The 23,813-nt window shown below is 68.6% G+C and carries 21 protein-coding genes and 4 pseudogenes; 20 read left to right on the forward strand and 5 right to left on the reverse strand.

Going from position 1 to position 23,813, the window contains the following annotated elements:
* Positions 1 to 18: 18 nt before the first annotated feature.
* From AB0L25_RS20590 to AB0L25_RS20635, 10 genes are all read left to right on the forward strand, one after another.
* Positions 19 to 948 carry an ABC transporter permease gene (locus tag AB0L25_RS20590; protein ID WP_500174241.1) on the forward strand — a complete coding sequence of 310 codons (930 nt, stop codon included), beginning with the start codon at positions 19 to 21 and terminating at the stop codon, positions 946 to 948.
* Positions 948 to 1,805, forward strand: a complete 858-nt coding sequence (locus tag AB0L25_RS20595) for an ABC transporter permease (protein ID WP_500174242.1) — start codon at positions 948 to 950, stop codon at positions 1,803 to 1,805. Before AB0L25_RS20590 ends, AB0L25_RS20595 begins: the two co-directional genes overlap by 1 nt.
* A complete protein-coding gene (locus AB0L25_RS20600; protein WP_500174243.1) occupies positions 1,802 to 2,794 on the forward strand; it encodes an ABC transporter ATP-binding protein in 993 nt (330 codons plus the stop codon). The genes AB0L25_RS20595 and AB0L25_RS20600 overlap by 4 nt, the downstream gene beginning before the upstream one ends.
* Positions 2,791 to 3,582, forward strand: coding sequence for an ABC transporter ATP-binding protein (locus tag AB0L25_RS20605; RefSeq protein ID WP_500174244.1), 792 nt, complete (start codon positions 2,791 to 2,793; stop codon positions 3,580 to 3,582). The genes AB0L25_RS20600 and AB0L25_RS20605 overlap by 4 nt, the downstream gene beginning before the upstream one ends.
* Positions 3,583 to 3,664: 82 nt before the next feature.
* On the forward strand, positions 3,665 to 4,183 hold the full coding sequence (locus AB0L25_RS20610) for a hotdog family protein (RefSeq protein ID WP_500174245.1): 519 nt from the start codon (positions 3,665 to 3,667) through the stop codon (positions 4,181 to 4,183).
* Positions 4,184 to 4,208: 25 nt separating this feature from the next.
* Positions 4,209 to 5,789, forward strand: coding sequence for a class I adenylate-forming enzyme family protein (locus tag AB0L25_RS20615; protein WP_500174246.1), 1,581 nt, complete (start codon positions 4,209 to 4,211; stop codon positions 5,787 to 5,789).
* Between the two features lie 241 nt (positions 5,790 to 6,030).
* The gene (locus AB0L25_RS20620) at positions 6,031 to 6,618 is read left to right on the forward strand and encodes a TetR/AcrR family transcriptional regulator (RefSeq protein WP_500174247.1); all 588 of its coding nucleotides are present in this window, start codon (positions 6,031 to 6,033) and stop codon (positions 6,616 to 6,618) included.
* A 549-nt stretch (positions 6,619 to 7,167) separates the two neighbouring features.
* Complete coding sequence (locus tag AB0L25_RS20625) at positions 7,168 to 8,670, forward strand: MFS transporter (RefSeq protein WP_500174248.1); 1,503 nt, start codon at positions 7,168 to 7,170, stop codon at positions 8,668 to 8,670.
* Positions 8,671 to 8,707: 37 nt separating this feature from the next.
* On the forward strand, positions 8,708 to 9,295 hold the full coding sequence (locus AB0L25_RS20630) for a TetR/AcrR family transcriptional regulator (protein WP_500174249.1): 588 nt from the start codon (positions 8,708 to 8,710) through the stop codon (positions 9,293 to 9,295).
* Positions 9,296 to 9,344: 49 nt separating this feature from the next.
* Entirely contained in the window at positions 9,345 to 9,545 is a 201-nt protein-coding gene (locus tag AB0L25_RS20635) for a hypothetical protein (RefSeq protein WP_500174250.1), read from the forward strand.
* On the opposite strand, the gene AB0L25_RS20640 is transcribed toward AB0L25_RS20635, so the two are convergent.
* Positions 9,535 to 10,704, reverse strand: a complete 1,170-nt coding sequence (locus AB0L25_RS20640; protein WP_500174251.1) for an MFS transporter — start codon at positions 10,702 to 10,704, stop codon at positions 9,535 to 9,537. The two genes, AB0L25_RS20635 and AB0L25_RS20640, sit on opposite strands and share 11 nt — an antisense overlap.
* 1,457 nt (positions 10,705 to 12,161) lie before the next feature.
* Here AB0L25_RS20640 and AB0L25_RS20645 point away from each other — a divergent pair.
* From AB0L25_RS20645 to AB0L25_RS20655, 3 genes and pseudogenes are all read left to right on the forward strand, one after another.
* A pseudogene (locus AB0L25_RS20645) lies at positions 12,162 to 12,464 on the forward strand (M28 family peptidase); the annotation flags it as partial.
* A 518-nt stretch (positions 12,465 to 12,982) separates the two neighbouring features.
* Positions 12,983 to 13,270: a cupin domain-containing protein gene (locus tag AB0L25_RS20650; RefSeq protein ID WP_500174324.1), complete on the forward strand. Its 288-nt coding sequence runs from the start codon at positions 12,983 to 12,985 to the stop codon at positions 13,268 to 13,270.
* A 117-nt stretch (positions 13,271 to 13,387) separates the two neighbouring features.
* Positions 13,388 to 14,371: pseudogene (locus AB0L25_RS20655) on the forward strand (IS256 family transposase); the annotation flags it as partial.
* 15 nt (positions 14,372 to 14,386) lie between these two features.
* Here the strand turns inward: AB0L25_RS20655 and AB0L25_RS20660 are convergent.
* Together AB0L25_RS20660 and AB0L25_RS20665 are read right to left on the reverse strand one after the other, a co-directional pair.
* Positions 14,387 to 14,632, reverse strand: coding sequence for a hypothetical protein (locus tag AB0L25_RS20660; RefSeq protein WP_500174252.1), 246 nt, complete (start codon positions 14,630 to 14,632; stop codon positions 14,387 to 14,389).
* A gap of 269 nt (positions 14,633 to 14,901) precedes the next feature.
* Positions 14,902 to 17,064: an MMPL family transporter gene (locus tag AB0L25_RS20665; protein ID WP_500174253.1), complete on the reverse strand. Its 2,163-nt coding sequence runs from the start codon at positions 17,062 to 17,064 to the stop codon at positions 14,902 to 14,904.
* Positions 17,065 to 17,301: 237 nt separating this feature from the next.
* Between AB0L25_RS20665 and AB0L25_RS20670 the strand changes: the two genes are divergently transcribed.
* The 5 genes and pseudogenes from AB0L25_RS20670 to AB0L25_RS20690 all read left to right on the forward strand — a co-directional run bounded on the left by AB0L25_RS20670 (position 17,302) and on the right by AB0L25_RS20690 (position 20,861).
* Positions 17,302 to 18,534, forward strand: coding sequence for a sensor histidine kinase (locus AB0L25_RS20670; RefSeq protein WP_500174254.1), 1,233 nt, complete (start codon positions 17,302 to 17,304; stop codon positions 18,532 to 18,534).
* Positions 18,531 to 19,208, forward strand: a complete 678-nt coding sequence (locus AB0L25_RS20675) for a response regulator transcription factor (RefSeq protein ID WP_500174255.1) — start codon at positions 18,531 to 18,533, stop codon at positions 19,206 to 19,208. The genes AB0L25_RS20670 and AB0L25_RS20675 overlap by 4 nt, the downstream gene beginning before the upstream one ends.
* 268 nt (positions 19,209 to 19,476) lie before the next feature.
* On the forward strand, positions 19,477 to 19,611 hold the full coding sequence (locus AB0L25_RS20680) for a hypothetical protein (protein ID WP_500174256.1): 135 nt from the start codon (positions 19,477 to 19,479) through the stop codon (positions 19,609 to 19,611).
* A gap of 209 nt (positions 19,612 to 19,820) precedes the next feature.
* Positions 19,821 to 19,982 (forward strand): annotated as a pseudogene (gene obgE, locus AB0L25_RS20685) (GTPase ObgE); the annotation flags it as partial.
* A gap of 120 nt (positions 19,983 to 20,102) precedes the next feature.
* Positions 20,103 to 20,861 (forward strand): hypothetical protein, encoded by a 759-nt coding sequence (locus AB0L25_RS20690; protein ID WP_500174257.1) that lies wholly within the window; start codon positions 20,103 to 20,105, stop codon positions 20,859 to 20,861.
* A 48-nt stretch (positions 20,862 to 20,909) separates the two neighbouring features.
* Here the strand turns inward: AB0L25_RS20690 and AB0L25_RS20695 are convergent.
* Positions 20,910 to 21,113, reverse strand: a pseudogene (locus tag AB0L25_RS20695) (transposase); the annotation flags it as partial.
* Between the two features lie 413 nt (positions 21,114 to 21,526).
* Here AB0L25_RS20695 and AB0L25_RS20700 point away from each other — a divergent pair.
* Together AB0L25_RS20700 and AB0L25_RS20705 are read left to right on the forward strand one after the other, a co-directional pair.
* On the forward strand, positions 21,527 to 21,922 hold the full coding sequence (locus AB0L25_RS20700; RefSeq protein WP_500174258.1) for a VOC family protein: 396 nt from the start codon (positions 21,527 to 21,529) through the stop codon (positions 21,920 to 21,922).
* 446 nt (positions 21,923 to 22,368) lie between these two features.
* Positions 22,369 to 22,851, forward strand: coding sequence for a GTP cyclohydrolase I (locus AB0L25_RS20705; protein ID WP_500174259.1), 483 nt, complete (start codon positions 22,369 to 22,371; stop codon positions 22,849 to 22,851).
* 101 nt (positions 22,852 to 22,952) lie between these two features.
* On the opposite strand, the gene AB0L25_RS20710 is transcribed toward AB0L25_RS20705, so the two are convergent.
* Positions 22,953 to 23,801 (reverse strand): GntR family transcriptional regulator, encoded by an 849-nt coding sequence (locus AB0L25_RS20710; RefSeq protein WP_500174260.1) that lies wholly within the window; start codon positions 23,799 to 23,801, stop codon positions 22,953 to 22,955.
* Positions 23,802 to 23,813: the final 12 nt, after the last annotated feature.

The raw sequence follows: 23,813 nt of genomic DNA on the forward strand, positions 1-23,813 counted from the left end.
ACCTCGCGCAATGGAACGGTGAGGCGGTTCGTCACAACGATACTGGGGGCCGTCGCGACGATCCTGGCCGCGTCGTTGGTCATCTTCGCCGGTCTGTCGGTGGCACCCGGCGATCCCGTCGCCCAGCTCCTGGGTGCGAAGGCCACCGATCAGGCACGCGCGAACCTGCGCCAGGATCTGGGCCTGGACGACCCGTTCCTCGAACGCTACTGGCACTGGCTCACCGGCGCCCTCCACGGCGACTTCGGTGTCTCGCTGACCTCGCGCCAGGACGTCACGGCCTTGATCGGGCCCCGCCTGGCGACCACGTTCCTCCTCGTGGCCATGGCGGCATTGCTGGTGGTGCTGCTCGGCATCGGGCTCGGCGTGATCGGCGGCGTCGGCGCTCGCGGGCGAGCCGTGGTCTCCGCGCTCGTCGGCCTGGGCATCGCGGTGCCGAGTTTCGTCGCCGCCAACGCTCTGATCGGCGTCTTCGCGGTCAAGCTCGGCTGGTTTCCCACCTACGGAAGCGGGGACGGCTTCGCCGACCGGATTTGGCATCTGACGCTCCCGGCGGTCGCCCTGTCGATCGGCTATGGCGCCTACGTGTCCCAGTTGACGTCCGCCGCGGTCGCCGAGGAGTCCGAGAAGGAATACGTGGTGACCGCACGCGGACGCGGCGTGCCCAGCGGCATCGTGCTCCGCCACCACACCCTCCGCAATGCCATCATGCCGGTCCTCACCGCCTCGGGACTGGCGGTCGCCGGCCTGGTGGCCGGAACCGTGGTCGTCGAGCAGATCTTCGCCATCGACGGCATCGGGGCGCTGCTGATCCGCAGCATCACCAGCAAGGACTACCCGGTCGTGACGGCGGTCAGCCTCATCATCGTGATCGTGTTCGTCCTGGTCACCACCGTTATCGACCTGATCCAGGTCGCCCTGGATCCGCGAGAAAGGGCCAAGTCCTGATGGCCGTCACCTTGGCAGCCGTCGGGGACGTCACCCGACGCAGATTCGCCGCGATGGGCCGACCCGCGCTGGTCGCCTCGGCAGTGGTCGCGGGCGCCCTGGCGGTCCTCGCGATCATCGGCCCGTGGATCGCGCCGTACGACCCGGACGCCACCGATGTGCTGTCCTCCGGCCAAGGTCCGAGCGCCCGGCACCTGCTGGGTACCGACTCCCTCGGCCGCGACATCCTCTCGCGTGCCCTGGCCGGAGCCCGGCTCAGCTTCGCGGGCCCCGCTGTGATCGTCCTGATCAGCACCGTCCTCGGCACGGCGCTGGCGATATTCAGTGCGTGGCACGGTGGATGGGTCGACCGAATGGCCAACCGCTTTCTCAACGTCATGTTCTCAGTACCCGGCATCCTGGTGGCGGTCCTGTCCTCGGCTGTGTTCGGTGCCGGTTTCTGGGCCCCTGTACTCGCCCTCGGCGTGGTGTACACGCCTTATATGGCGCGCGCCGTGCGCAGTGTGGCGATTCGCGAACGCCATCAGGGCTACGTGGAGAGCCTCCAGCTCGCCGGCATGTCCTCCTGGCGAATCGGTTTCCGACACCTGGCACCCAACGTCATGCCGATCGTCGTCGCCCAGGGAACCTACGGGTTCGGCACGGCGCTGGCCGACTTCGCCGCGGTCTCCTTCATCGGTCTGGGCGTCCAGCCGCCGCAGGCCGAGTGGGGCGTCATGGTGTCCGACGGCCGCTCGGAACTGCTGGACGGCGCCCTCCAGCAAAGCCTCGTGGCGGGCACCCTGATCGTCGTCACGGTCATCGCCTTCAACGTCCTCGGAGCGCAGCTGTCAACAAGATCTGGAGGCCGTCGATGACCCCAACGCCCCTCCTCGACATTCACGACCTGCACGTCCGTGTGCGTCATCGCGGAGAGCAGCGCACCTTGGTGCGCGACGTCTCCCTGAGTCTCGACACCGCCGAGTCCATCGGCCTCGTCGGAGAGTCCGGCTCGGGCAAGTCGATGACGATCAAAGCCGCGATGCGGCTGCTGCCACCCGGAGCCACCGCTGAGGGACAGGTGGAGTTCGGGGCGCGCGACGTCCTGAAACTCAACCGCCGTGACCTGTCCCGCTACCGTTCCCGCGAGGTGGCGTTGATCCACCAGGATCCCCGTGCTCACATCAACCCCACCCGCACCATCGCCCAGTTCATTACCGAAGGTGTCGTGCACACGGGCCAGATGACGAAGGACGAGGCGGTTGAACGGGCCTGCGACCTGATGGCCGACGTCGGCATCACCGACGCTCAGCGGCGTATGAGGCAGTTCCCGCACCAGTTGTCGGGCGGTCTGCTCCAACGCGTCATGATCGTTGCCGCGCTGCTCCCATCACCGCGGCTGATCTTCGCCGACGAACCCACGACGGCGCTGGACGTCACCGTCCAGTCCGACGTCATGGCGATCCTCGGGGAACGGATTCGCGATCGGCAGGTGTCCATGCTGTTCGTGACTCACGATCTGGACCTCGCAGCCGCCGTCACCGATCGGCTCGCGGTCATGTACGCCGGCACGGTGGTGGAGTCCGGCACTTCTGCCGAGATTTACCGGCGGCCCCTGCACCCCTACACCGCGGGCCTGCTCCAGTCGCGGCCATCCACGGCGGAAGTCCGCCGACCGACCGCGATCCCGGGGCGGCCCGTCGCGGCTTACGAGGCGGGAAAGGGGTGCCCCTTCGCGCCCCGTTGCTCCTTCACCACGGACCGCTGCCACACCGAACGGCCTGACCGCCGAACCGTTGAGGGCCGGTCGGTCGCCTGCCACCGCGTCGAGGAGATCGCAGACCTGCTGAAGGAGCACGCCCCATGACCGCCGTTTCCGACCGTGACCTCGTCGTGGACGTCAAAGGGCTGTGCAAGACCTTCCACAGCCGAAGCGGCGGGTCCCGGGAGGCGCTGCGCGACGTCAGTTTCTCGGTCGAACGCGGCTCGTGCCTGGCGGTCGTCGGAGAGTCAGGCTCAGGCAAGACCACGGCAGCCCGGATCGTGGCCGGGCTGGAGACGGCCTCTGACGGCACCGTCGAAATCATCGCCCCGAGAACCGCCGGCACCTCTCGCCGTGGCGTGCAAATGGTCTTCCAGGACCCCTACGGTTCCCTCGACCCGCGGCAAACGATCGGGGCGGGCCTGCACGAGTTGCTGAAGATCCACGGGCTGCGCCGCAAGGCCGAGCGTTCGGCCCGCGCGACGGAGCTCCTGGAGTCGGTGGGCCTCGACGATCGGCATGCCGCGCAGTACCCGGCGTCCCTGTCGGGAGGCCAGCGCCAGCGCGTCGCGATCGCCCGCGCACTCGCGCTGGAGCCCGCGCTGCTGATCCTCGACGAGGCGGTCTCCGCCCTCGACGTCAGCGTGCAGGCCCAGGTGCTCAACCTGCTGGCCGACATCCGCGAACAGACCGAGATCAGCTACCTGTTCGTCTCCCATGACCTCGGCGTCGTCCGCCAGGTCAGCGACACCTGCATCGTCCTGAAGAACGGGCGTCTCGTCGAGACCGGACGCACGGCCGACCTCCTGGATTCGCCCGAGGAGGCTTACACCCAGGCGCTGATCGACGCGGTACCTCGTCCTGGCTGGCGTCCGCGTCGCCGCACCGCCTGAATCCACAAGCGGCGGAGCGCTGGCCGACTCACGACCCTAGGATATAACAATCGTTGTACAACGAAAGGAATAAGATATGGGTGTGGACCTCAGCGACACCTCGGAGGTCGTGACGATCCACGTCGACTCGCCCGCCGCCCTACCGGCGATCGTCGGCCGATCCTTCACGACCCCCTGGTTCTCGGTCGACCGCGATCGCTCCGACCAGTTCGAGTTCGCGACTTATCTCGACAGCTATCCCCACCCTTACGAGGAGCAGGAGGGCGACGGCTACGGCGACGGGCTCGTAGAGGGCTTTCACCTCCTCGCAATGATCGACTACCTGCTCAACCACGTTTTCGTGGCGGACTTCCGCTGCGTGCCCTGGAACTACGGGCTCGACCGTGTCCGTTTCGTCTCGGTCGTCCGCGTCAGCGACCGGTTCCGCATCACCGGGACCGTTCGCGAGGTCGTGGATCGCTCCCCGCAAGGTCACCTCGTCGTCACCGACCTCACCGCCCACGTGCAGGGCCGTGACAAGCCGGCTTTCGTCGCCACGCAGCGCGCCCTGTGGGTCACCGACGACACCGCTGGCCCGGCCGCAGCCCAGCCCACCCGCTGACTCCTCCCGACCCCAAGGACCACCTATGACGCAGATCGTCACCGCTCTGACACCGCACCAGCAGTCACTGCGCGGCAAGACAATCCCCGACGCCCTCGATGCCGCTGCACAGGCATGGCCGGACGGCCTGGCGCTCCATGAGATCGAGGGGGCGCAGCGTTCGCTGACCTGGAGCGAGTTCCGGGCCGCCGTAACCGGTTTTCGCTCTGGCCTGGAGTCGGCGGGCGTCCGTCCCGGCGACAAGGTCGGGGTGATCGTGCGCAACCAGATCGAGTTCCCGATCGCCTGGCTCGCCATCGTCGAGGCGGGCGCAGCGATCGTCCCGCTCAATCCCAAGTACACCGTCCGCGAGATCGACTTCGTGCTCGGCGACGCCGGCGCGACCTGGCTCGTCGGCAGCCACGACCTCATCGAAGCCCACGCCGAGGACGGACGCGTCGGCCCCATCGGCCTGCAGCGTGTCATCTCCATCGGACCCGGCGAACTGGCCGGGCTCAGCTACGAGAAGCTCTTGGCCGCGCCTCCGACGCCCCGCCGCACCGACATCGACCCGCTCGAGGTCACCAACATCCAGTTCACCTCCGGCACGACGGGATTGCCCAAGGGCTGCCTGTTGACGCATGAGTACTGGACGGAGTTGGGCATCTTCGGCGCGGCCCTCGACCCGGACGCCGTCCGGATACTGGCCGACCACCCCTTCTACTACATGCAGAACCAGGCCTACCTCATGATGGCGCTGTTCAAGGGCGGCGCCCTCTACATCACCCCGGGCCTTAGCCGCCGCAAGTTCATGGACTGGCTGCACGACTACCGCATCGACTTCGTCTGGATCGACGAGGACATCCTGCTGTTCCCCGAGGACCCGCGCGACGGGTCGCTGGCTCTGCGGCGTGCCCCCGTCGCCGGGATGCCCGGTGACGCCTACGCCCCGATACTCCAACGGTTCGGGATCAAGGCCCGCGAATGCTATGCCAGCACCGAGATCGGCTCGGGCACCGCGGTCCCCTTCGACCGCGACGACCTCGCGGGCAACGGGTCGATGGGCTTCTGCTTCCCCAACCGAGAATCCAAGATCGTGGACGAGGAGTTCAACGAAGTCCCGGCCGGCACGCCGGGGGAGCTGTGCTTCCGCGGCCCGGGCATGATGCTGGGCTACCACAACCGACCCGACGTCAATGCCGAACTGTTCCTGCCCGGCGGCTGGTTCCGCACCGGCGACGTCGCCGTCAAGGACCACGACGGTCAGCACTTCTACAAGGGCCGTCTTCGCGACATGATCCGCCGCAGCGGTGAGAACATCTCCGCCGCCGAACTCGAACTCCACATCGGCGGCATGCCGGGCGTCTCCGACATAGCCGCGGTGCCGGTACCCGACCCCGACCGCGAAGAGGAGGTCAAGGTGATCATCGTGCCTGAAGACGGCGCGGACCTCACCGCCGACCAGGTCATCGCGTGGGCCAAGGCGGGGCTGGCGCCGTTCAAGGTGCCTCGGTACGTAGAGTTCCGTGACGAGTTGCCCTACACCGCCAGCGGCAAGGTGCACAAGGCGGCGCTCAAGGAAGAACCGGAGCCGCTCCACGAAGCCGTCGTCGACACCAAGTCCTGAACGCGCTTGCGGCGGACGGCGATAGCGCGTCCGCCGCAACGGCGAAGCAACGCCTTGCATGCCCCAGCCGGTGTGCGCCCGCCGGCCAACGCAGCCGCACCATCGTGGTCTGCTCGTTCCCGTTCCTGGCGGGTCGCGTTACCCAGGCTCCTGCGGCAGTGCAGTGAGCGTGCCCCGTAGCCCTCAGCGCGGCTCTAGGATGTAATCATTGTTGTATAACGAGTTTCCGCGGGAGGGTGCAGTGCCGATCTACGTCGACCATGACGAGCGGCGCGAGAAGATCGTGGACGCGGCTGTCCGGGTGCTGGGGGACGGCGGCTTCGCCAATTTCTCCCTCCGCGCGGTGAGCGACCGGCTCGGTGGCTCCGTGACCATGGTCACGCACTACTTCTCCAGCCGCGAGGCCCTGCTGACCAAAATGCTCGAGCAGACCCTGGAAGACGCACGCGCCGCCCAGGAGGAGTTGGCCGCGATCGAGGACCCGCACGACCGTCTCGAGGCCGTCGTCCGCTACTTCCTCCCCATCGACGAAGAGGCGATGGCCATCGAGCGGGCACGCGTCGCGCTGGTCAGCCACCGCAACGTCGAGCCGGCCATCCAGCAGCACCTCACGCTCGTGGAACCCGGCATGCGGAACCTCATCAGGACCGCCATCCAAGACTTCATCAGTCCATACCAGATGGAGGCCACGATCGACCTGATCCGCCTGTGGACCAGCGGGGTCGTGCTTTCGGCGATCGAGCATCCGGAGATGTGGACTCCTGAGCGGCAGACCGAGGCGCTGCAGCACTTCATGAATCTGATCGAACTGCCGATCACCACCGCCTGACCCCGCACCTCCGCACAGGGCGCCGGTCCTCCCGGCACTAAGGTCTCGCCCGAGAGGCGGGGACCGGTCTTCCTGGAAGACCTCTGCTCGCCGAACTCGTGCTCGACAGTCTCAAGGGCACCGTATGGTCCTGGCCGACCCGCCGCGGGAATCGACCGTGCCCGGCCGAGCTTCGTCCGGTCCGAAGATCTGACGGCAACGATCGTGGTCAGAGCCGGTGGCCAGACCGGCTGGTCTGTTGGAGAGCGCGAGCACCGACGCCCTTTGTGGCCCCACTCCCGGCGTGGCCGGGCCAACGGTTCTTTGGCCGGTCCTTCCGACACCGTGGGGGAGTTCTCGGGCCATGAACGGTTGGGATCTCGGCGTCTTCAGCGCGCTCTCGGTGCGGCACGTCTCGGTGCCCCGCTGCACGAAACGTCTACAACGGCCCCTCGAGCCACGGCCGTCCTCGCCTCGCCTCGCCACGAGTCGAGGCGAGGCGAGTTTGACGGCCGGATCCTGCGGCGGATAAAACTGTACCGTCGCGACGGTACAGTTCGGGGGGATCGAATGAGCGAAGTGTTGAGTCCGGTACGGCGCTGGGCGTCGCTGGCGGTGCTGGTCGGAGCGGTGTTGCTGTTGGCGATCGACGCGACGGTGCTGTACCTGGCGGTGCCGTCGCTGACGGCGGAGTTGTCACCGACCGCGACCCAAGTGCTGTGGATCGGGGACATCTACTCCCTGGCCCTGGCAGGCCTGCTGGTGACGATGGGCAACCTGGCCGACCGGATCGGCCGAAAGAAGTTGCTGCTGATCGGTGCGGCCGCGTTCGGTCTGGCCTCGGCTCTGGCGGCGTTCGCACCATCTGCGGAGGTGCTGATCGCAGCACGTCTGCTACTGGGTGTCGCAGGCGCGACGATCATGCCGTCGACGTTGTCGCTGATCCGGAACATCTTCACCGATCAGATCGAGCGCACCCGGGCGATCGCGATCTGGTCGGCCGCAGCGGCGAGCGGCATCGCGCTCGGCCCCCTAATCGGCGGGGCGCTGCTGGAGCACTTCTGGTGGGGCTCGGTGTTCCTGATCAACCTGCCGGTGATGCTGCTCGTGGTCGTCGGCGGCGGCCGGCTCCTGCCGGAGTCCCGCAACCCCGCCCCTGGCCGGTTCGACCTGATCTCCAGCGGGCTGTCGATGCTGGCGATCATCCCGTTCGTGTATACGATCAAGCAGCTCACCGGGGGCACGTTCGGGCCCACCGCCGCCGTTGCGATCGTGGTCGGCGTGGTCGGTGGCGTGCTGTTCGCGCGTCGTCAGCGGCGGACGGATGCACCGATGATCGATGTGAACCTGTTCCGCAATTCCGCGTTCAGCGGGGCGGTGCTGGTCAACTTCGTCTCCGTCTTCGCGCTCAGCGGTGTGCTGTTCTTCTTCTCCCAGTATCTTCAGCTCGCTCGTGAACTCAGCCCGCTGCAAGCGGGACTGGCGCAACTCCCTGCGGCGCTTTCGGCGATGGCCGCGGTCGCGGTGGTCGGGTTCCTGCTGACCAGGCTCGGACGGGGGCGAGCCATCGCCGTCGCCCTTGTCGCCGGTGCGGTCGGACTGGGGCTTCTCGCAGCGCTGGGAAGCAGCGAGCAACTGATCTGGGTGCTGCTGGCCGTGGTCCCGTTGGGCGTGGGGATCGGGGTCGCCGAAACCCTCAGCGTCGACGCCGTGGTCTCCGCGGTCCGCCCGGCCAAGGCCGGAGCGGCGGCGTCGGTGGCGGAGACCGCCTATGAGCTCGGTGTCGCGCTCGGCATCGCGGTCCTGGGGTCGGTCGTCACCGTGTTCTACCGCTTCGATCTCTCCCTGCCGTCCGATGTCGCCGGCGATGCCGCGCGGCGGGCCGAGGACTCTCTTGCGTCCGCGACCGCGGTCCTGAAATCCGGCAGCGCGGCACTGCAGGCGGCACAAGAGGCATTCGTGTCCGCCATGCAGGTAACCACCCTGATCGCGGGCGGGGTGATGGTGATCGCCGCGATCGTGGCTTTCACGCTCATCCCGAACAACAAGGACGCCGCGTCGGCAGAGCACTGACATCCCGCTTCGGACCCGCGAGAAAGAGGACGACGATATGGCGCGAACGGCTGGACGCAGCGCGGACGAAACCAAACGACTGATCCTGGACGCCGCCGCGCACTTGATCGGTAGGCACGGCACTGCCGTGCCCGTCTCAGACATCGCTGAAGCCGCCGGGGTATCCAAAGGCGGTTTGCTCTATCACTTCCCCAACAAGGAAGAGCTCCTCAACGGACTTGCCACCGATCTCATGACCCGGTTCCGACAGAATGTCGAACAGGCCGCATCCGAAGAAGAGGATCGAAGGCCGGGCAGACTCACCAGGGCATACATTCGGGTGAGCTTCGCCCACGCCGGTGATCTCACCGGGCTGCGTGACTACATCGCTCTGGCCGCGCACCTCATGTTCGAACCCGGCCTAGAAGAGCTCGCACAGCAGGACGCGAAGCAATGGCGCTCTGCTCTCCTCGACGACGGCCTCGATCCGGCGGTCATCCGCGTGGTCATCGCCGCCACCGACGGCAGCAATAGCGCACCCCTGTGGGGAGCCGTCCTCAACGACACCGACCGTGCCGAACTCGAAGCAGACCTTATCGCGCTCACTTACCGCGTCGGCTCGCCCGCCGGAACGTGCAGCGGTTGAGGGGCCCGAGGCGCAGATCGCCGCCGAGCTGCCGACCGGGCCGCGGCAGGTGGAGAAATGCGAGGACGAGGCCGAGGCATTGCGGTCCAAGCGCACGCCGCCGCACGAGGCGGCCTTCGCGCGGATGGAGGCCGCGCTGAACCGCGGCCCCGCCGCCCACGGCTGGCCCCATGAGCTGCTTGGCCGCAACGGCGGGTCGGGCCAGGTCTCGGGACGCCGCGCGATCGCAAACGCGGTCTTCACGCCTTGACCGCGAGTTCGGGGTGCACAGAGAGGCCGGTGCCCACGGCTCTGGTCGCGCGCATGAGGGGAATGGCGGCCAGCGCGGTGCCCAGAGCGAGGACCACACCGAGCGTGGGTGCGCCCCACATGTCGAGGATCCAGCCCACGGGAGCTGATCCCAGGCCGGTGCCGATCGCCGTTGCTCCGGTTGTGGCGGCGATCCATCGGCCACTGGGGTCGGCGGACGCCGCGACCGTGAGCACCAGGACGAGGAGGCCCATGTAACTGATCTGCCAGATCAACGCCGCCACGGCGTAGGAGACGGCCCAGGGCACGACGGCGATCACCAGCTTGGCGACGATCTCGACGGCGATGAACGCCGCCATGACGGTGAGCCGCCCGAATCGGCGGCACGCGATCGGGCCCATGATCGCGCCCGCCAGCGACCCCACAGCGATGACCGACAAGACTACGGAGACGGCGTTGGCCGACATGCCCGCGTGGTCCTCACCCAGGATTTCGGCGTAGGACCAGGCGCCCTGTTCGGTCGCTCCCAATAGCACAAGAGCCAGCAGGAACAGGAGCGGAACCGGCTTGTCCGAGGACGAGCCGGGGCTGTGTTCGGCTGCCTCGGGCAGTGCACGGACCAGCCAGTACGCCGGGAAGCACAAGACGGCGAGGATCGTGAAGGCCGTAGTGCCGCCCCAGGCGTCGTTGGCCTCGGGAATGAGGATGATGAGGGCTGAGATGACGACCGTCCCGCCCAGCACCGTGACGGTCGAGGCTTTATCGGTGTCGTCGGTTGCGGCGATCGCCGCCATGGCAGCGGCGTAGACCGCACCGAGCCCAACACCGGCAATGGCGTTTCCCAGGATGAGGAGACCAAGGGCCGGAGCGGCCGAAGCCAGGACGAATCCCGCCATGGTGGCGATGAGTCCCGCCCTGGCCAGGCGGACGCGGCCGGGGCAGGCCGCCCTGGGCGCCAACACGAGGGCCGCCAGCGCCGTGGCAAGCAACTGCACTGTCGCGACCATTCCGGAGGCGGTGTTGGACAGGTGGAAACGGTCTGCCATGCCCGGTAGAAGGACGGGCATCAGATTGGCGCCGATGTTGCCCAGCGTGGCGCCCGTGACCAGAGCCGCGCCCACACCGATGCTGATCGCTCGGACCGGCGACATGCGGCTCATCGGCCGCGCCCGTGTTCGGCAGCGGGGGTGAGGGAAGCTTCACCCGCCATCCGTGGCCGCTGTTCGGACATCTGGCACCTTCTCTCGCAAGCGCCGAACACCTGGCCCGGACGCGGGACATCAGCCGATCGCCACCCCTGTCGCACAGGGGCCGGCGCCGCCGACTGGTAGCACGGTCGCACGATGACCGTCGGGCTCCGGTGCGATCGGAACGTGGGTTCTACCTCGTACAACGTTGTATGTTCATCGTTTTACAACGGAGTAGACTTATTAATAGGGCAAGTCCCGGGCGAGATGCAAGGGGCATGTCCGGCATAAGCCGCTCGCGGCCTCGTCGCCCCCAGCGCCGGAAGCGGGTGATCGGTCAGATGAACCAGCGGCCCCAGGTGGCAAGTACTCGCCGGTCGACCAGGTGTCTCCGTTGGTCGACGGACAGTGCAAGGGCGATGGCCTCGCCCGACCGACGGGCTCGGCGGGCGAGGTGATCGGCGCCTGACCCTGGCGTCGTTATGCAACAGTCGTTATATAATGCTTCCTACCTTAAGGAATCGAGGGGTCGAACCCGAGCGTCGGCCCGGTTGAGGCCGGAGGCTCAGTCGATTCGGAGCCGGACCGTGAGGCCGGCGATGTCGGCGCGGCCAGGTGTCTCCAGGACGTCCGGCCCGTCCGGACGCAACCTGTGTTGAGAGGAAGACGAAGTGCCCTTGGGAAACCAGGAAGTTCGGTCCGGCGGCAAGGCGTGGGGGGCGACCGTGCCGGACAATGAGACGATCTTCGCGTGGGTGAGCGACCTGGCCGCTCTCGGCAGGCGCGGTACCAACGCCCCAGGAGATCGCCGGTCCGTCGACTATCTGCTCGGAGCCTTCCGGCAATTCGGCCTTACCGATGTTCAGGTGCAGGAAACCGAATCCTTCCACTGGCGAGCCTCGCGTTCCCAGTTGACCGTCGGCGCCACACCGATCCCGCACTCGCCGGCAGTGTTCTCCTTCAACCTCCACGACCGCAACGGCCCGTTCTCCACGGGACCGGACGGCCTGTCCGCGTCGCTCGCCGACGTAGGCGACGGGAAGGACGACGACTTCGCGCGGATCGACGTCGCCGGCAAAATCGTGATGTTCAACCTGCGGTTCCTCATGCCCCGCAGCCTGCTGTTGGCCGTCGGCGAGTTCGTCTATGACCCCCACAACACCGTGAAGGCAGCTGACCTCGACACCGCCAATCCCTATCTCACCAATTACGAAGACGTTCTGGAACGAGCGATCAACGCGGGCGCGGTCGGTTTCGTCGGTGTCCTGGCCGACTACTTCGACTCTCACGACATCCATCCCGAGTACACCGAGGGCATCACCATCCCCGGCCTATGGGTCACCAAGACCGCCGGCGCCCGGATTCGCGCCCTGATCGCTTCGGGCGCCCCCCTTGCGCACATGCGACTGGAGGGCTCGCGGGTTCCCGCGATGGCTCGCACCGTGATCGGTTACCTGCCCGGCCGCAGTACCGACACCATCATGATCCAGTCCCACCATGACGCCGCATGGGACGGCGGTGTGGAAGATGCCTCGGGCACTGCCGAAGTCTTGGCCCTGGCCAGCTACTACAGCCAGATTCCGCACCAACAGCGGCCCAAGACCCTGATGTTCGTCCTGATGGACAGCCACTGGACCGGCTACCAGGCCCACGAGCACTTCGTCGAAGCCTTCGTCAACCGCCCGGCCACCCCGCATCGGATCGTTGCCAACGTCACCCTCGAACACATCGCCAGACAGGCAGAGATCGGACCCGACGGACACCTCGAGGTCCACGACCTGCCCGAGTACCGCGGTGTCTTCGAGAACGTCAACACCGCACTGAAGACCGCCATCGAGGAGGCCGTCACCACCCACGACCTCCAGCGAACCATCCGCCTGCCCAGTGACAAGATAATTCCCCTGATCGGTGAACTCCCCACCCCGACACCGTCGACAAGGTTTATAAATCCGACCTGGCTCCCGTCGCCCGAGCATTCGTCGACATCATCGACCACTTGGCGATCACACCCAGCGAGCAGATCCGAGGCTGACCGGGCAGGCCGCCAAATCGCAGGCTGGACTCACCGATATGCAGGCCATGACGGTCGCGCAGCAGTTTCCTGGTGGTCCGCCCGATCCATCCCTTCCGCTTCGACCGCCTCGCCTCGGCTCCCGACCACGGTCGTCGGCCATCAGCGTCGACGGCTCCCCACGACCAAAGACGTGACCGGCACAATTCCAGGAGGGACATGTCGTTCGTCGTTAACACTATGCAAGCTGCACTCACCGACGATGAGGACGGCACCAAGAGCATCGTCCTGCGCGAAGACGGAGTCGTATCGCGGGGCATCTGGCAGATCGAGCCCGGCATCGTCACCGACGTCGAAGAAGACGAGATGTTCGTCGTCATCGAAGGACGTGCCACCATTGAGATCGAAGACGGTCCGACACTCGAGGTGGGCCCCGGCGACGTCTGTCTACTCGACAGGGGCACCAAAACGACCTGGCACGTCCACGAACGCCTGCGCAAGGTCTACCAGATCACCGAAGCGCCCTGAGGCACGGTCCGAATGATGTTCCCCTGGTTCGCCGGACTCGATGACCATCGCGCCTGGATGTAGGCGCACCAGGTTGTCGGAGGCGTGCGGAACATGCGCACCGCACGCTCACGGAGCCTGCGGTCGGGGGCGTACTTTCCCGAGTGGCTGCTGGAGCGCCGCCGCCGGGCCGAGCAGGCCCTGGTCAGCGTGGTGGCCACCTCCTATCTCCTCGGCGTCAGCACCAGACGGGTGGACAAGCTGGTCGAGCAGATGGGCATCAAGGGCATCTCCAAAAGCCAGGTGTCGGAGATGTCGAAGGTCCTGGACACGCAGGTGGCCGCGTTCCGCAACCGTCCGCTAGAGGCCGGGCGGTATGCGTTCGTGTGGGTGGACGCCCTGACCCAGAAGGTCCGCGAGGGCGGCCGCATCGCGGGCGTCCACGTGCTGGTCGCCACCGGCGTGAACGCCGACGGGCACCGCTAGATCCTCGGCATCGAGGTCACCTCGGCCGAGGACGGCGCCGGCTGGCTGGCGTTCCTGCGCGGCCTGGTCGCCCGCGGCCTGTCGGGCGTCCAGCTGGTCATCTCCGACGCGCACCGCGGCCTGGTCGAGGCGATCGGGGCGACGCTGCCGGGCGCGTCCTGGCAACGGTGCCGGACCCACTACCTGCGCAACCTGCTCACCAAGGTGCCCAAGTCGGCGCAGCCGTGGGTGGCGACACTGGTCCGCACCATCTTCGACCAGCCCGCCGCCGAAGAAGTGGCGGCCCAGCACGCCCGGGTCGTCGACTCCCTGGCCGCCAAGCACCCGGACGCGGCCGGGCACCTGGACGAGGCCAGAGGTGATCTGCTGGCCTTCACCGGCTTCCCCCGCCAGATCTGGCGGCAGATCTGGTCGAACAATCCCCAGGAGCGGCTGAACAAGGAGATCCGCCGCCGCACGGATGTGGTCGGGATCTTCCCCGACCGGGCCGCGATCGTCCGGCTGGTCGGGGCGGTGCTGATGGAACAGACCGACGAATGGGCCGAGGCCCGCCGCTACATGGGCCTGGACTTCCTCGCCAAAGCCCGCCTGCGCGTCATCGAAGACACTCACTGCAGGTCAGCCGCCCGCCGGTAGTTCGCATCGCGCGGTCTACCGGCCGGTGGTCAGGGCCGCGGGGACGGCTCCGGCGGCGCGCGGTTCCTGCAGGTCGGGGATGTGGTTGCAGAGGGTTCCGACCGACACTCCCAGCAGCTTGGCGATCGAGGTGACCGACCGGTCGGGGGCGGCCAGCAGGTCGCGGGCCGCCTTGAGCAGGTCGGCGTTGACGACGGTGGGCCGGCCGCCGCTCTGGCCGCGGTCACGGGCAGCCTGCAGGCCCTCGTGCCGAGGAGCCAACGACGTGATCCGCTCCACAGGATCCGCGGCGGCTCGAGGAATGAGGCCCGCAGCCGATTGGTCAACGGCACCCGAACCAGCGCGCCCTCGCGACCGCCCACCCCGACCGCACCAGCGCCGCGATCGGGGCCAACATGGTCTTCTACTCGCTCGGTTCCGCGCTGGGAGCGGCCGCGACGACGGCGCTGTTCGACGCCACCGGCTGGCTCCGTCCCGCCGTTCTCGGGGCCGCTCTCGCGCTGGGCGCGCTGGTCACCTGGGCTTTCTTCTCAGCGGGCGGTGGGCGCCGGGGTCGACTCGGGGGTGCCGGGGAGGGGCTCGGTGGCCGGGTCGGTCAGGTGGGGGAGCCGGCGGTCGAGCCATCGGGGGAGCCACCAGTTGGCTTTGCCCAGCAGGGCCATGGTCGCGGGCACGAGGAGCATCCGGACGACCGTGGCGTCGAGCAGGATCGCCGTGGACAGGCCCAGGCCGAGCATCTTCACCAGCGGTGACGGGTGGGCGACGAAGCCGAGGAAGACCACCGTCATGATCAGAGCGGCGGAGGTGATCACCCGGCCGGTGCCCGCCAGGCCGCGCGCGACCGACTCGGTGCTGTCGCCGGTGGCGTCGTAGCTTTCGCGGATGCGGGAGAGCAGGAACACCTCGTAGTCCATGGACAGGCCGAACAGGACCGCGAAGAAGATCGTGGGCAGCGGTGAGGCGATCGCATACGTTCCGTCCAGGCCGAACAGGTCCGCGCACCACCCCCACTGGAACACCGCGACCACGACGCCGTAGGCGGCGCCGATGGACAGCAGGTTCATGACGGCGGCCTTCAGCGGCACGACGACGGCGCGGAACAGCACCATCAGCAGCAGGAACGAGGTGGCCAGGACCGCGGCGATGAAGATCGGGAGGGTCTTGTCGAGCTGTCGGGTGAGGTCGTCGGTCATGGCCGTCATGCCGGAGACGGCGACGTTGGCGGGGACCAGGTCGCGAACGCGCTCCAGCGTCCGGGAGGTTTCGGCGTCCGCGGGGGCGCTGGTGGGGAACGCGGGCACGACGACCGCGTCCCCCTGGGGAGAGGTCCGCGGCGTGCCCACCGCGGCGATGCCGGGGTCGGCGGCGAGACGTTCGGTGAGGTCGGGGATGGTCCGGGCGGTCACGCCCGCGCGGCGCAGGTCGGCGACGAGCAGCAGCGGGGCGTTGTGGCCGGGGCCGAAGCCCTCCGCCAGGAGGTCGTACGCGCGGCGGTGGGTCGTGCTCGTACTGTCGTCGCCGGCGTCGGGGTAGCCGGTCTGCATCCACAACGCCGGGGCGGCGAGCGTGAGCAGCAGCGCCGATGCGCCGAGCAGATACGGCCAGGGGCGGCCCGAGACACGATGCGCCAGACGCCACCATGCCCCGTCTTCGGTGCGCTTGGCGGAGGAGCGGCGGCGGCGGACGACGCGTCCGGCGTCGATGCGGTCGCCCAGCAGGAACAGCAGTGCGGGCAGCAGGGTGAGAGCGGTGGCCACGGCGAAGAGCACGACCAGCGCGGTGCCGAGCCCGACCGAGGCCAGCAGGCCCAAGCCCGTCAGCAGCAGCGCCGACATCGCGACGACGACGGCGCCTCCGGCGAACAGGACCGCCGAGCCCGCCGACGCCATGGCGTTCGACAGTGCGGTGCGGTTGTCCTGACCGGCCGTCCGGTTCTGGCGGTAGCGGGCCACGATGAACAGGGCGTAGTCGATGCCGACGCCCAGACCGATCAGCATGCCGACGCTCGTTGCGGCGCTCGTGACGTCCATGGCATGGGCCAGCAGCGCGATGCCGGACAGCCCGGTGGCCACCGTGACCACCGCGATCCCGATCGGCACCAGGGCGGCGACGACCGTTCCGAAGACGATGAGCAACACGACCAGGGCGGCCAGCAGACCGGCCACCTCGGTGCCCGAGGTCTCGGTCTCGGCGTTGATGAACGCGGCGTCGCCGCCGACCTCCGCGACGGCGCCGGCGGCCCGTACCGGCTCCAGCGCGGCGGTGATCGCCTTCACCGGCTCGGGGCCGAGCCCGGCCGAGGGCCGGTCGAAGGTGACCTCGGCGTAGCCGATGCGCCCATCGCGCGACACCGTGCCGGTGGCGAACGGGTCGGCGACGGCGGCCACGTCCTCGGCATCGGCGATCCGGGCGAGGGCCGCCTGGATGGCGGGTCGGTAGCGGTCGAGCCGGTCACCCTTCGGAGCGGCGAAGACCGCCTTGGCGCTGCCACCGGCCGCCTGCGGGAAGCGCTCCTCCAGAAGCTCCATCGCCCGTTCGCTCTGGCTGCCCGGAGCGACGAGGTCGTCGGCGAACTTGCCGCCCGCGGTGCCCGCCAGCCCGATGACCAGGACGGCCAGGAGAGTCCAGAGCCCGATCGTTAGCCATGGTCGGCGGGCGCTGGCGTCGCCGATGCGACGGATGACGCGATGCATGACGGTGCTCCTTCGGGGGCGGATGCGGCGGCGAGTGCGCCGGGGTGAGCTGTCGCACCCACCGTGCTCGCCGGGGCCGCCGCAGTCGCCCGTCCACCGGCGGAACCGATCCCCGTCGCGCAGCGGAGGCCCGCTCCGCCTCGCGGCGGATGACCGGTGTGTCGGTTCCCGCATACGGTGGCCCCGCGCCCGCCGACAAGCCGCGGAGGGCACCGCATCTCGCATCGTGGAGCGCAGGTGAACCGCACAACGCCGCCTTCCCGCCCGCCCGCCGAGGCCGCGGCAGGCCGCCCCGGAAGGCTCCGGGGGCCCTTCGCCCGCCGGCCGCGCGCCATGGACGCCGTCCTCGCCGGGCTGGTCCTCCTCATGCTGGTGCTCGTGCACGACATGCCCGGAGACGACCTGGCCTTCCGTCCCCTTCGCGACCTCAACCTCGCCGCCCTGCCGGTCTTCGCCGCGGCCGGTACGGCGTTGTACTGGCGACGCCGGACCCCGCTGGCCGCTCTGAGCATCACCTTGATCGCCTGGGCCCTGTTGCTGCCGACCACGCGCACCCTCGTCGGCCTTCCGGTGCTCATCGCCCTGTACAGCGCCGGACGGTACTCGCCGGACTCATGGCGGGGGCCCGCGGGCGTCGTGGCGGCCGTCGCCCTGGTCATTGTTGACCTGCGTACGGAATCCAGGCCGTGGAGTGAGGCCGTCTTCGGGGTCATCGTCATGGTCGGCCTGTGGTACGTGGGGCGCGGTCTCCGGCTGCGCGATCGCCACGCCGCCCGGCTCGTCGCCGAACAGGCGGCCGAGGCCGTCCGCATCGTGGCCGACGAGCGGACGCGCATCGCCCGCGAGCTGCACGACGTGGTGGCCCATCGGGTGAGCGTCATGACCGTTCAGGCGGGCGCGGCCAAGGCGATGGCCGCGCACGCCGCCGACGGCCCGATCCCGGAGCAGGCACTGCGGGCGATGGGGGCGGTCGAAGAGGAGGGACGGCAGGCGCTGGCCGAGCTGCGCCACCTGCTCGGCATCCTGCGTCCTGAGAACGATGCCGGCGGCCCCGAGCCGCAGCCCGGCCTGGCCGACGTTCCCCGCCTCGCCGACCAGATCCGCGCAACGGGCGTCGCGGTGACCCTGTCGCTCGCCACGCTCCCGACCGGACTGCCCGCTCGCGTGGACCTGTTCGCCTACCGCATCGTTCAGGAGGCGCTCACCAACGTGCTCAAGCACGCCGGTCCCGGCGCCCACGCCGACGTCCGGCTCGCGGCCGCCGGCGGCGAGATCGTCATCGAGGTGCGCGACGACGGCGGCGGCACCGCCGCCCTGCCGGGAGACGCCCGGGACGGAACGTGCGGCCACGGCATCGTGGGGATGCGGGAGCGGGCGCTACTGTTGGGCGGCACACTCGACGCCGGGCCGCGCCCGGACGGCGGGTTCGACGTCACCGCCCACCTGCCCACCGGAGGCGAGTCCGCGTGAGCATCCGTGTCGCCATCGTCGACGACCAGGCCCTCGTCCGCGGCGGCTTCGCCATGATCTTGCAGATCCACGACGACATCGAGGTCGTCGCCGAGGCCGGGACCGGCACCGAGGCGATCGAGGCGGCGCGCCGGCACCGGCCCGACGTGATCCTCATGGACATCCGGATGCCGGACATGGACGGTCTGGAGGCCACCGAGCGGATCCTGGCCGAATCCGACTGGAACGTCAGGGTGCTCATCCTGACCACGTTCGACCCGGACGAGTACGTCTACCGGGCGATGCACGCCGGTGCCAGCGGCTTCGTCCTCAAGGACATCCCACCCGACCAGCTCGCCACCGCCGTGCGCACCGTCGCCGACGGCGGCGCTCTGCTGGCCCCCTCGATCACCCGCCGGCTGATCGGCCGGTTCGCCCGGCGGCTGAGCGTCAACACCGCCGTGGCCGAACGCCTGGAACGCCTCACCGACCGGGAGCGCGAAGTGATGGCCGCCGTGGCCCGCGGGTCGAGCAACTCCGAGATCGCCAAACAGCTCTTCATCGGACCCGCGACCGTCAAGACGCACGTCTCCGGCATCCTCACCAAGCTAGGCCTACGTGACCGCGCCCAGATCGTCATCTTCGCCTACGAGAGCGGCCTGGTCGAGGCAGGCGACCGCAACATCGGCCACTGACCGGCGGTGGCGGGCCTACACCGGCTTTTGAGCCGGCTGGGCGGTCGGGGGTCAGGGTTCTCGCTGAAGGTAGCCGCTGGCCGAGCGGAGCCAGGAGATGGAGGACCAGGTAGAGAACGAGTCGGGCATGAGGCCCATCAGCGGTCCGAGACGAAAATCGCAAGTCAGGCCATATCTGTTGGGTTTTCGGCGATGCTGCCGGGCCCCCGTAACCGAGATCGACAGAAGACGTCCCGTCCCGGGCCGGGCGGATACCAGCATCGACACCATGGACTGGTGGCGACGCAAGCCCTCCCGGCTCACCGACAGCGCCCCCGACCTCGCCGACATCCGCCGCGACCTGGTGTGGAAGTTCGGCGAAGACATCGCTCACGCGATCGGGCTGACCGGCAAGGCGGGGTGACGACTGGCCACCAGGGTTCCGTCTTCGAATTGAGCTTGTTCCGCTTTGACGGGCGCCTGAGTCAGGCAACGTTCGGCTGGACGGCGCAGCACCTTCCGAGGACGGATCTCAGCTTTCCGCTAGCGGGGAAGCGGTCCGTCCTCGGCACGTTACATCAAAAGATATTCCAAGCATCCCCGTGTTTTTCTGCAATACCTGGACGCCCCACCATGACCACCTTCGTGGACCGCGTCGAGCTGCATGCCGCCGCAGGTAACGGAGGCCACGGCGCGGCCTCCCTGCACCGTGAGAAGTTCAAGCCGCTCGGCGGCCCCGACGAGTGCAACGGCGGCGATGTCATTCTCGTCGTCGAGCAGTCCGTCACGGCGGTCTTCTCCCGAATGTGACCCTAGGGCCGAAGTAGCTCCGTGATCAGTCACGGTTGCGGTTCGTGATCGTCACGAACCGGGTGTACCACGCGGTAGCGCATCTCCTTCTCCTACTACCGGCGGATGCTGCCCAAACTGCTGGCGGTGATCGAGTCCAAGTGCAACAACACCGCCTACCGGCCGGTGATGGACGCCCTGGACGTGCTAGCGCGCTACGCCGACGTGCCGAACAAGGTCCGCCACTTCGACGGCACCGACAAGGTGCCGATCACCGGCGTGGTCCCGGACGCCTGGCTGGAGGCGGTCGTGGACTCCGGTGGGGTGATCGAGCGGGTCTCCTACGAGCTGTGCGTGCTGGTGGCGCTGAAGAACACGCTGCGCCGCCGGGAAATCTACGTGCACGGCTCGACCCCCTGGCGCAACCCCGAGGAGGACCTGCCGGCCGACTTCGAGGGCGACCGCGACGTGCACTACGAGAACCTGCGCCAGCCGCTGGACCCGGCCGAGTTCATCACGCGCCTGCAGGAGGCGATGCGCACCTCGATGGACCAGGCCGCGGCCGCGATCGGCCGCAACCGCTCGGGCGGCACCAAGGTCAAGACCCACCGCGGTGAGCCCCGCTGGCATGTACCCGACCTGGGAATACTGGCCACCCCCGACAATCCAGGTAGTTGCGGAGGTTGCGTTCGTAGCGCGGGGACAGGCGACGGTAGCCGGTCAGCGGGGAGGATGGTGCGTTCGATCACCCAGCGGCGCCGCCCGAGCCGGTCGGAAGACTCGATGCCGATGCGGGCGATGCTCGGGAGAACGCGGACGCTGCGGAGCCATCGGCGCAGGTCGGGACGGTCTCAAGGCTTGTCCGCATGCAGCTTGCCGGCCTGACGGAACCAGCCCCGTTCCGGGTCGTGTCTCGTTCGCGAACCCGGCCACCATCGGTTTCAGGCCGTGCATGTCGTGGACGTTGCCCGCCGAGACGCCAACGACGACGGGCAGCCCGGCCGCGTCGGACAGAACGTGCAGCTTGGAGCCGGATTCCCCGCGGTCGACGGGCTGGGGCGGGTGTGCTCGCCCCCCTTTTCGCCCGCACGTGCGCCGAGTCCAAGATGATTCGCGACAGGTCCAGCAGCCCCTCATCGGCGAGCCGGTCGAGCAGGACCTGGGGCAGCCGCGCACCCCAGCCCGCGCTGACGCGCAACCTCTGCGTCCCGAACTCCCCTCTGGCCGGTGTGTTGCATAGGCGACCGCCCTATGCAACACACCGGCCAGAGGCGACCGTCCAGGACGAACACACGCTGCGGCAGGCAGGGTGCTTCACAAGCCCAGGTCCAGGGCCGTTCCTCCGAGTCACCGACCACGGGGGACCCACGAACTCGGCGACTGGTGCTCAGCCCAGACGGCCGAACCTGCCTCAGCAGATCCGCCTGGCCCGTTGGAACGAACTCAGGCGGCCGGCCTCGTGGGAGTGCGGCGGGATGGCCGAAATCTACAAGAGGCCACCACTCCGACCATGATGGCATTGGCGTCGAACGTCTCCAGGAAGGAAATCCATGCATTTCTCGTACGCCATCGTCTACGTCGCCGATGTCTCCCAGGCTGTCGAGTTCTACGAGCGGGCCTTCGGACTGACGCGCGGTTTTGTCCATCCGTCCGGGGACTTCGCCCAGATGGACACCGGCATGACCTCGCTTGCCTTCACCAGCCACCACCTGGGCCGAAGCGCCGTACCGGTGACATATGCGGCGCTCGACCCCCAGGCGATGCCGGTGGGGTTGGAATTCACCTTGACCACCGAGGATGTGCCTACCGCCTTCCGCCGGGCCGTCGAGGCGGGCGCCACCGCTCTTGCCGAGCCGCACGACACCCCCTGGGGACAGGTCGTGTCGTATGTGCGGGATCCCTTCGGGGTCCTGGTCGGGATCGCAACGCCGGTGAGTGTGTCCTGAAACCTGTGGCCCTGGGGAGATCGCCAGGTCATCTTGGGAGTTCCCCAGGGAAAACGCCCCGACGACCTCCGACGTGAGCATCCGGGCGTAGCCCCCAAGCGGGGGCTTCTGCATTTACTGCACATTGCCTACGCGCGGGCGCGCGTGAGGACGGCTCGCCGGGACCCGGGGGGTGTTGATCAAACATCTACCGGTGAGGTGTCACCAAGATCATGGCCAAGGGCAGCTAGTACGAGCCCGGCCAGCACGTCGGTCTCTAAGTCGGCGAGTTCTTCCTCGCTCGACGGCGTTCGCCGCTCGCGCCGGCCGTGCGGCCGCAGACGATCAGTCGTGCGGCCACCGGGCGCTGACGTCGCGCTCCGGCGGGCTCGTGAGCTCGACACGGTCCGCGGGATCACGCAGCCTTTTGTGAGCACCACGGCCTGCCGTTCCTCGGCAAGGCGCTGGTGGCGTATCTGCCCGGTGACCGGATCGTCGGGCTGTCCAAGCTCGCCCGGGTCGTCGAGCACTACGCATGCCGCCCGCAGGTGCAGGAGCGGATGACCAAGGAGATCGCCAGCCACCTGCACAAGGAGCTGAACCCGTCGGGGGTCGGCGTGCTGCTGCAGGCCGAGCACCTGTGCATGACGCTGCGCGGCGCTCATATGCCAGGCAGCTTGACCACGACGACCTCGCTGACAGGCGCGATGCGCGACGACGAGCGGACCCGCCGGAAGTTTTTCACGTGTTTCTGGCACCGGACTGCACTGTGGATCGGGATCTGCTGGAGTACGTGCGGTCACCGCGGTTCCAGCGCTTGGAGCGGGAAACCAAGCGGAACTACGTGGACCGCAATCGGGGGGTGGACTGGCATCGGAACGAAAAGTCGCGGTAGGCGGTCGCCCGGGATGACGGCGGCGGGACTTCTCGTTCCGATGTGTGCGCGGTGACTATCAAGATCACGTGCGGCAGGCCGGCGGGGCGAGGTGCATCTGGTGGTCGTGGTTGATCGCTATGCGCCGGGCGGGTTACGGGGTGCGCCGGGTGCCCTTCAGGTCGGCGGTGCTGTGCGGTGGTCGAATGCGGCGAGCGTCTGCTCGATCTCCCTGGCCATTGAACGAAGTCGCCGCAGCTCTTCGGTGGGCAGGGCCGGGGGCGCGCTGTCGACGCGCGCGTCGACGTCGAAGACGGTGTTCGCGCGGTGCCACGCGCTGAACCGCTCCAGGCTCCTGCCTGTCGCGTCCTGTGTCACGCCCTCGAGGAGGAGCAGCGGATCGCCGGGTTCGACCTCGAGCGGCGCGGCCAGGTCGGTGGTCGCGGCGACGGCTTGGACCTGGCGTGGGCCGCCGACCGGCACATGGCCTGCGTCGCTCATGAGCGTGAGCAGGGACGCTCCGTCGAGCAGCTCCGCGGTGAAGTGGGGGAACAGCTCGCGGGGGACGAAGGTGCGCATGAAGACGACCGGAGTGTCGTCCACGCACCGCAGGCGCTCGATCCGCCAGGTGTGAGCGGTGCCCAGTGCCTCCTGGGCGACGGGTGGTGGTTCGGCCGTTTCGATGCTGAGGACGTGGGTGCGCAGTTTCTGACCGCGCGCGGCTGCCTGCTCGCCGAGTCCGCCCGCCCGCTGGACGGTGCGGTGCAGCCCGGCCGGGGTCGCGACGACACTTCCGCGCCCGCGTCTGCGCTGGATCACTCCCGCGGCGGCCAGGCTTGCCAGCGCCTGGCGGACGACGCTGCGGGAGACGGCGAACCGTCGCTGCAGCTCCTCCTCCGTGGGGAGGGCGTCACCCGGGACGAGGGCGTGGTCGTGGATCAGCTGGTAGAGGAGGTCGCGGAGTTGGGCGTGCAGCGGCTGCGCCGCCGTCCGGTCGAGACGGTCGGCCAGTTCGTCCAGGCCCACGTGTTTCCCTCG

It is taken from the genome of Spirillospora sp. NPDC052242, from assembly GCF_040679555.1.
Lineage (GTDB): Bacteria > Actinomycetota > Actinomycetes > Streptosporangiales > Streptosporangiaceae > Spirillospora.

Excerpts from the sequence above, each read along its gene's own strand:
- AB0L25_RS20595 (WP_500174242.1), top strand. The coding sequence starts at position 948 with ATGGCCGTCACCTTGGCAGCCGTCGGGGACGTCACCCGACGCAGATTC.
- AB0L25_RS20600 (WP_500174243.1), top strand. The coding sequence starts at position 1,802 with ATGACCCCAACGCCCCTCCTCGACATTCACGACCTGCACGTCCGTGTG.
- AB0L25_RS20605 (WP_500174244.1), top strand. The coding sequence starts at position 2,791 with ATGACCGCCGTTTCCGACCGTGACCTCGTCGTGGACGTCAAAGGGCTG.
- AB0L25_RS20615 (WP_500174246.1), top strand. The coding sequence starts at position 4,209 with ATGACGCAGATCGTCACCGCTCTGACACCGCACCAGCAGTCACTGCGC.
- AB0L25_RS20625 (WP_500174248.1), top strand. The coding sequence starts at position 7,168 with ATGAGCGAAGTGTTGAGTCCGGTACGGCGCTGGGCGTCGCTGGCGGTG.
- AB0L25_RS20630 (WP_500174249.1), top strand. The coding sequence starts at position 8,708 with ATGGCGCGAACGGCTGGACGCAGCGCGGACGAAACCAAACGACTGATC.
- AB0L25_RS20640 (WP_500174251.1), bottom strand. The coding sequence starts at position 10,704 with ATGAGCCGCATGTCGCCGGTCCGAGCGATCAGCATCGGTGTGGGCGCG.
- AB0L25_RS20650 (WP_500174324.1), top strand. The coding sequence starts at position 12,983 with ATGCAAGCTGCACTCACCGACGATGAGGACGGCACCAAGAGCATCGTC.
- AB0L25_RS20665 (WP_500174253.1), bottom strand. The coding sequence starts at position 17,064 with ATGCATCGCGTCATCCGTCGCATCGGCGACGCCAGCGCCCGCCGACCA.
- AB0L25_RS20680 (WP_500174256.1), top strand. The coding sequence starts at position 19,477 with ATGGACTGGTGGCGACGCAAGCCCTCCCGGCTCACCGACAGCGCCCCC.
- AB0L25_RS20690 (WP_500174257.1), top strand. The coding sequence starts at position 20,103 with ATGCTGCCCAAACTGCTGGCGGTGATCGAGTCCAAGTGCAACAACACC.
- AB0L25_RS20700 (WP_500174258.1), top strand. The coding sequence starts at position 21,527 with ATGCATTTCTCGTACGCCATCGTCTACGTCGCCGATGTCTCCCAGGCT.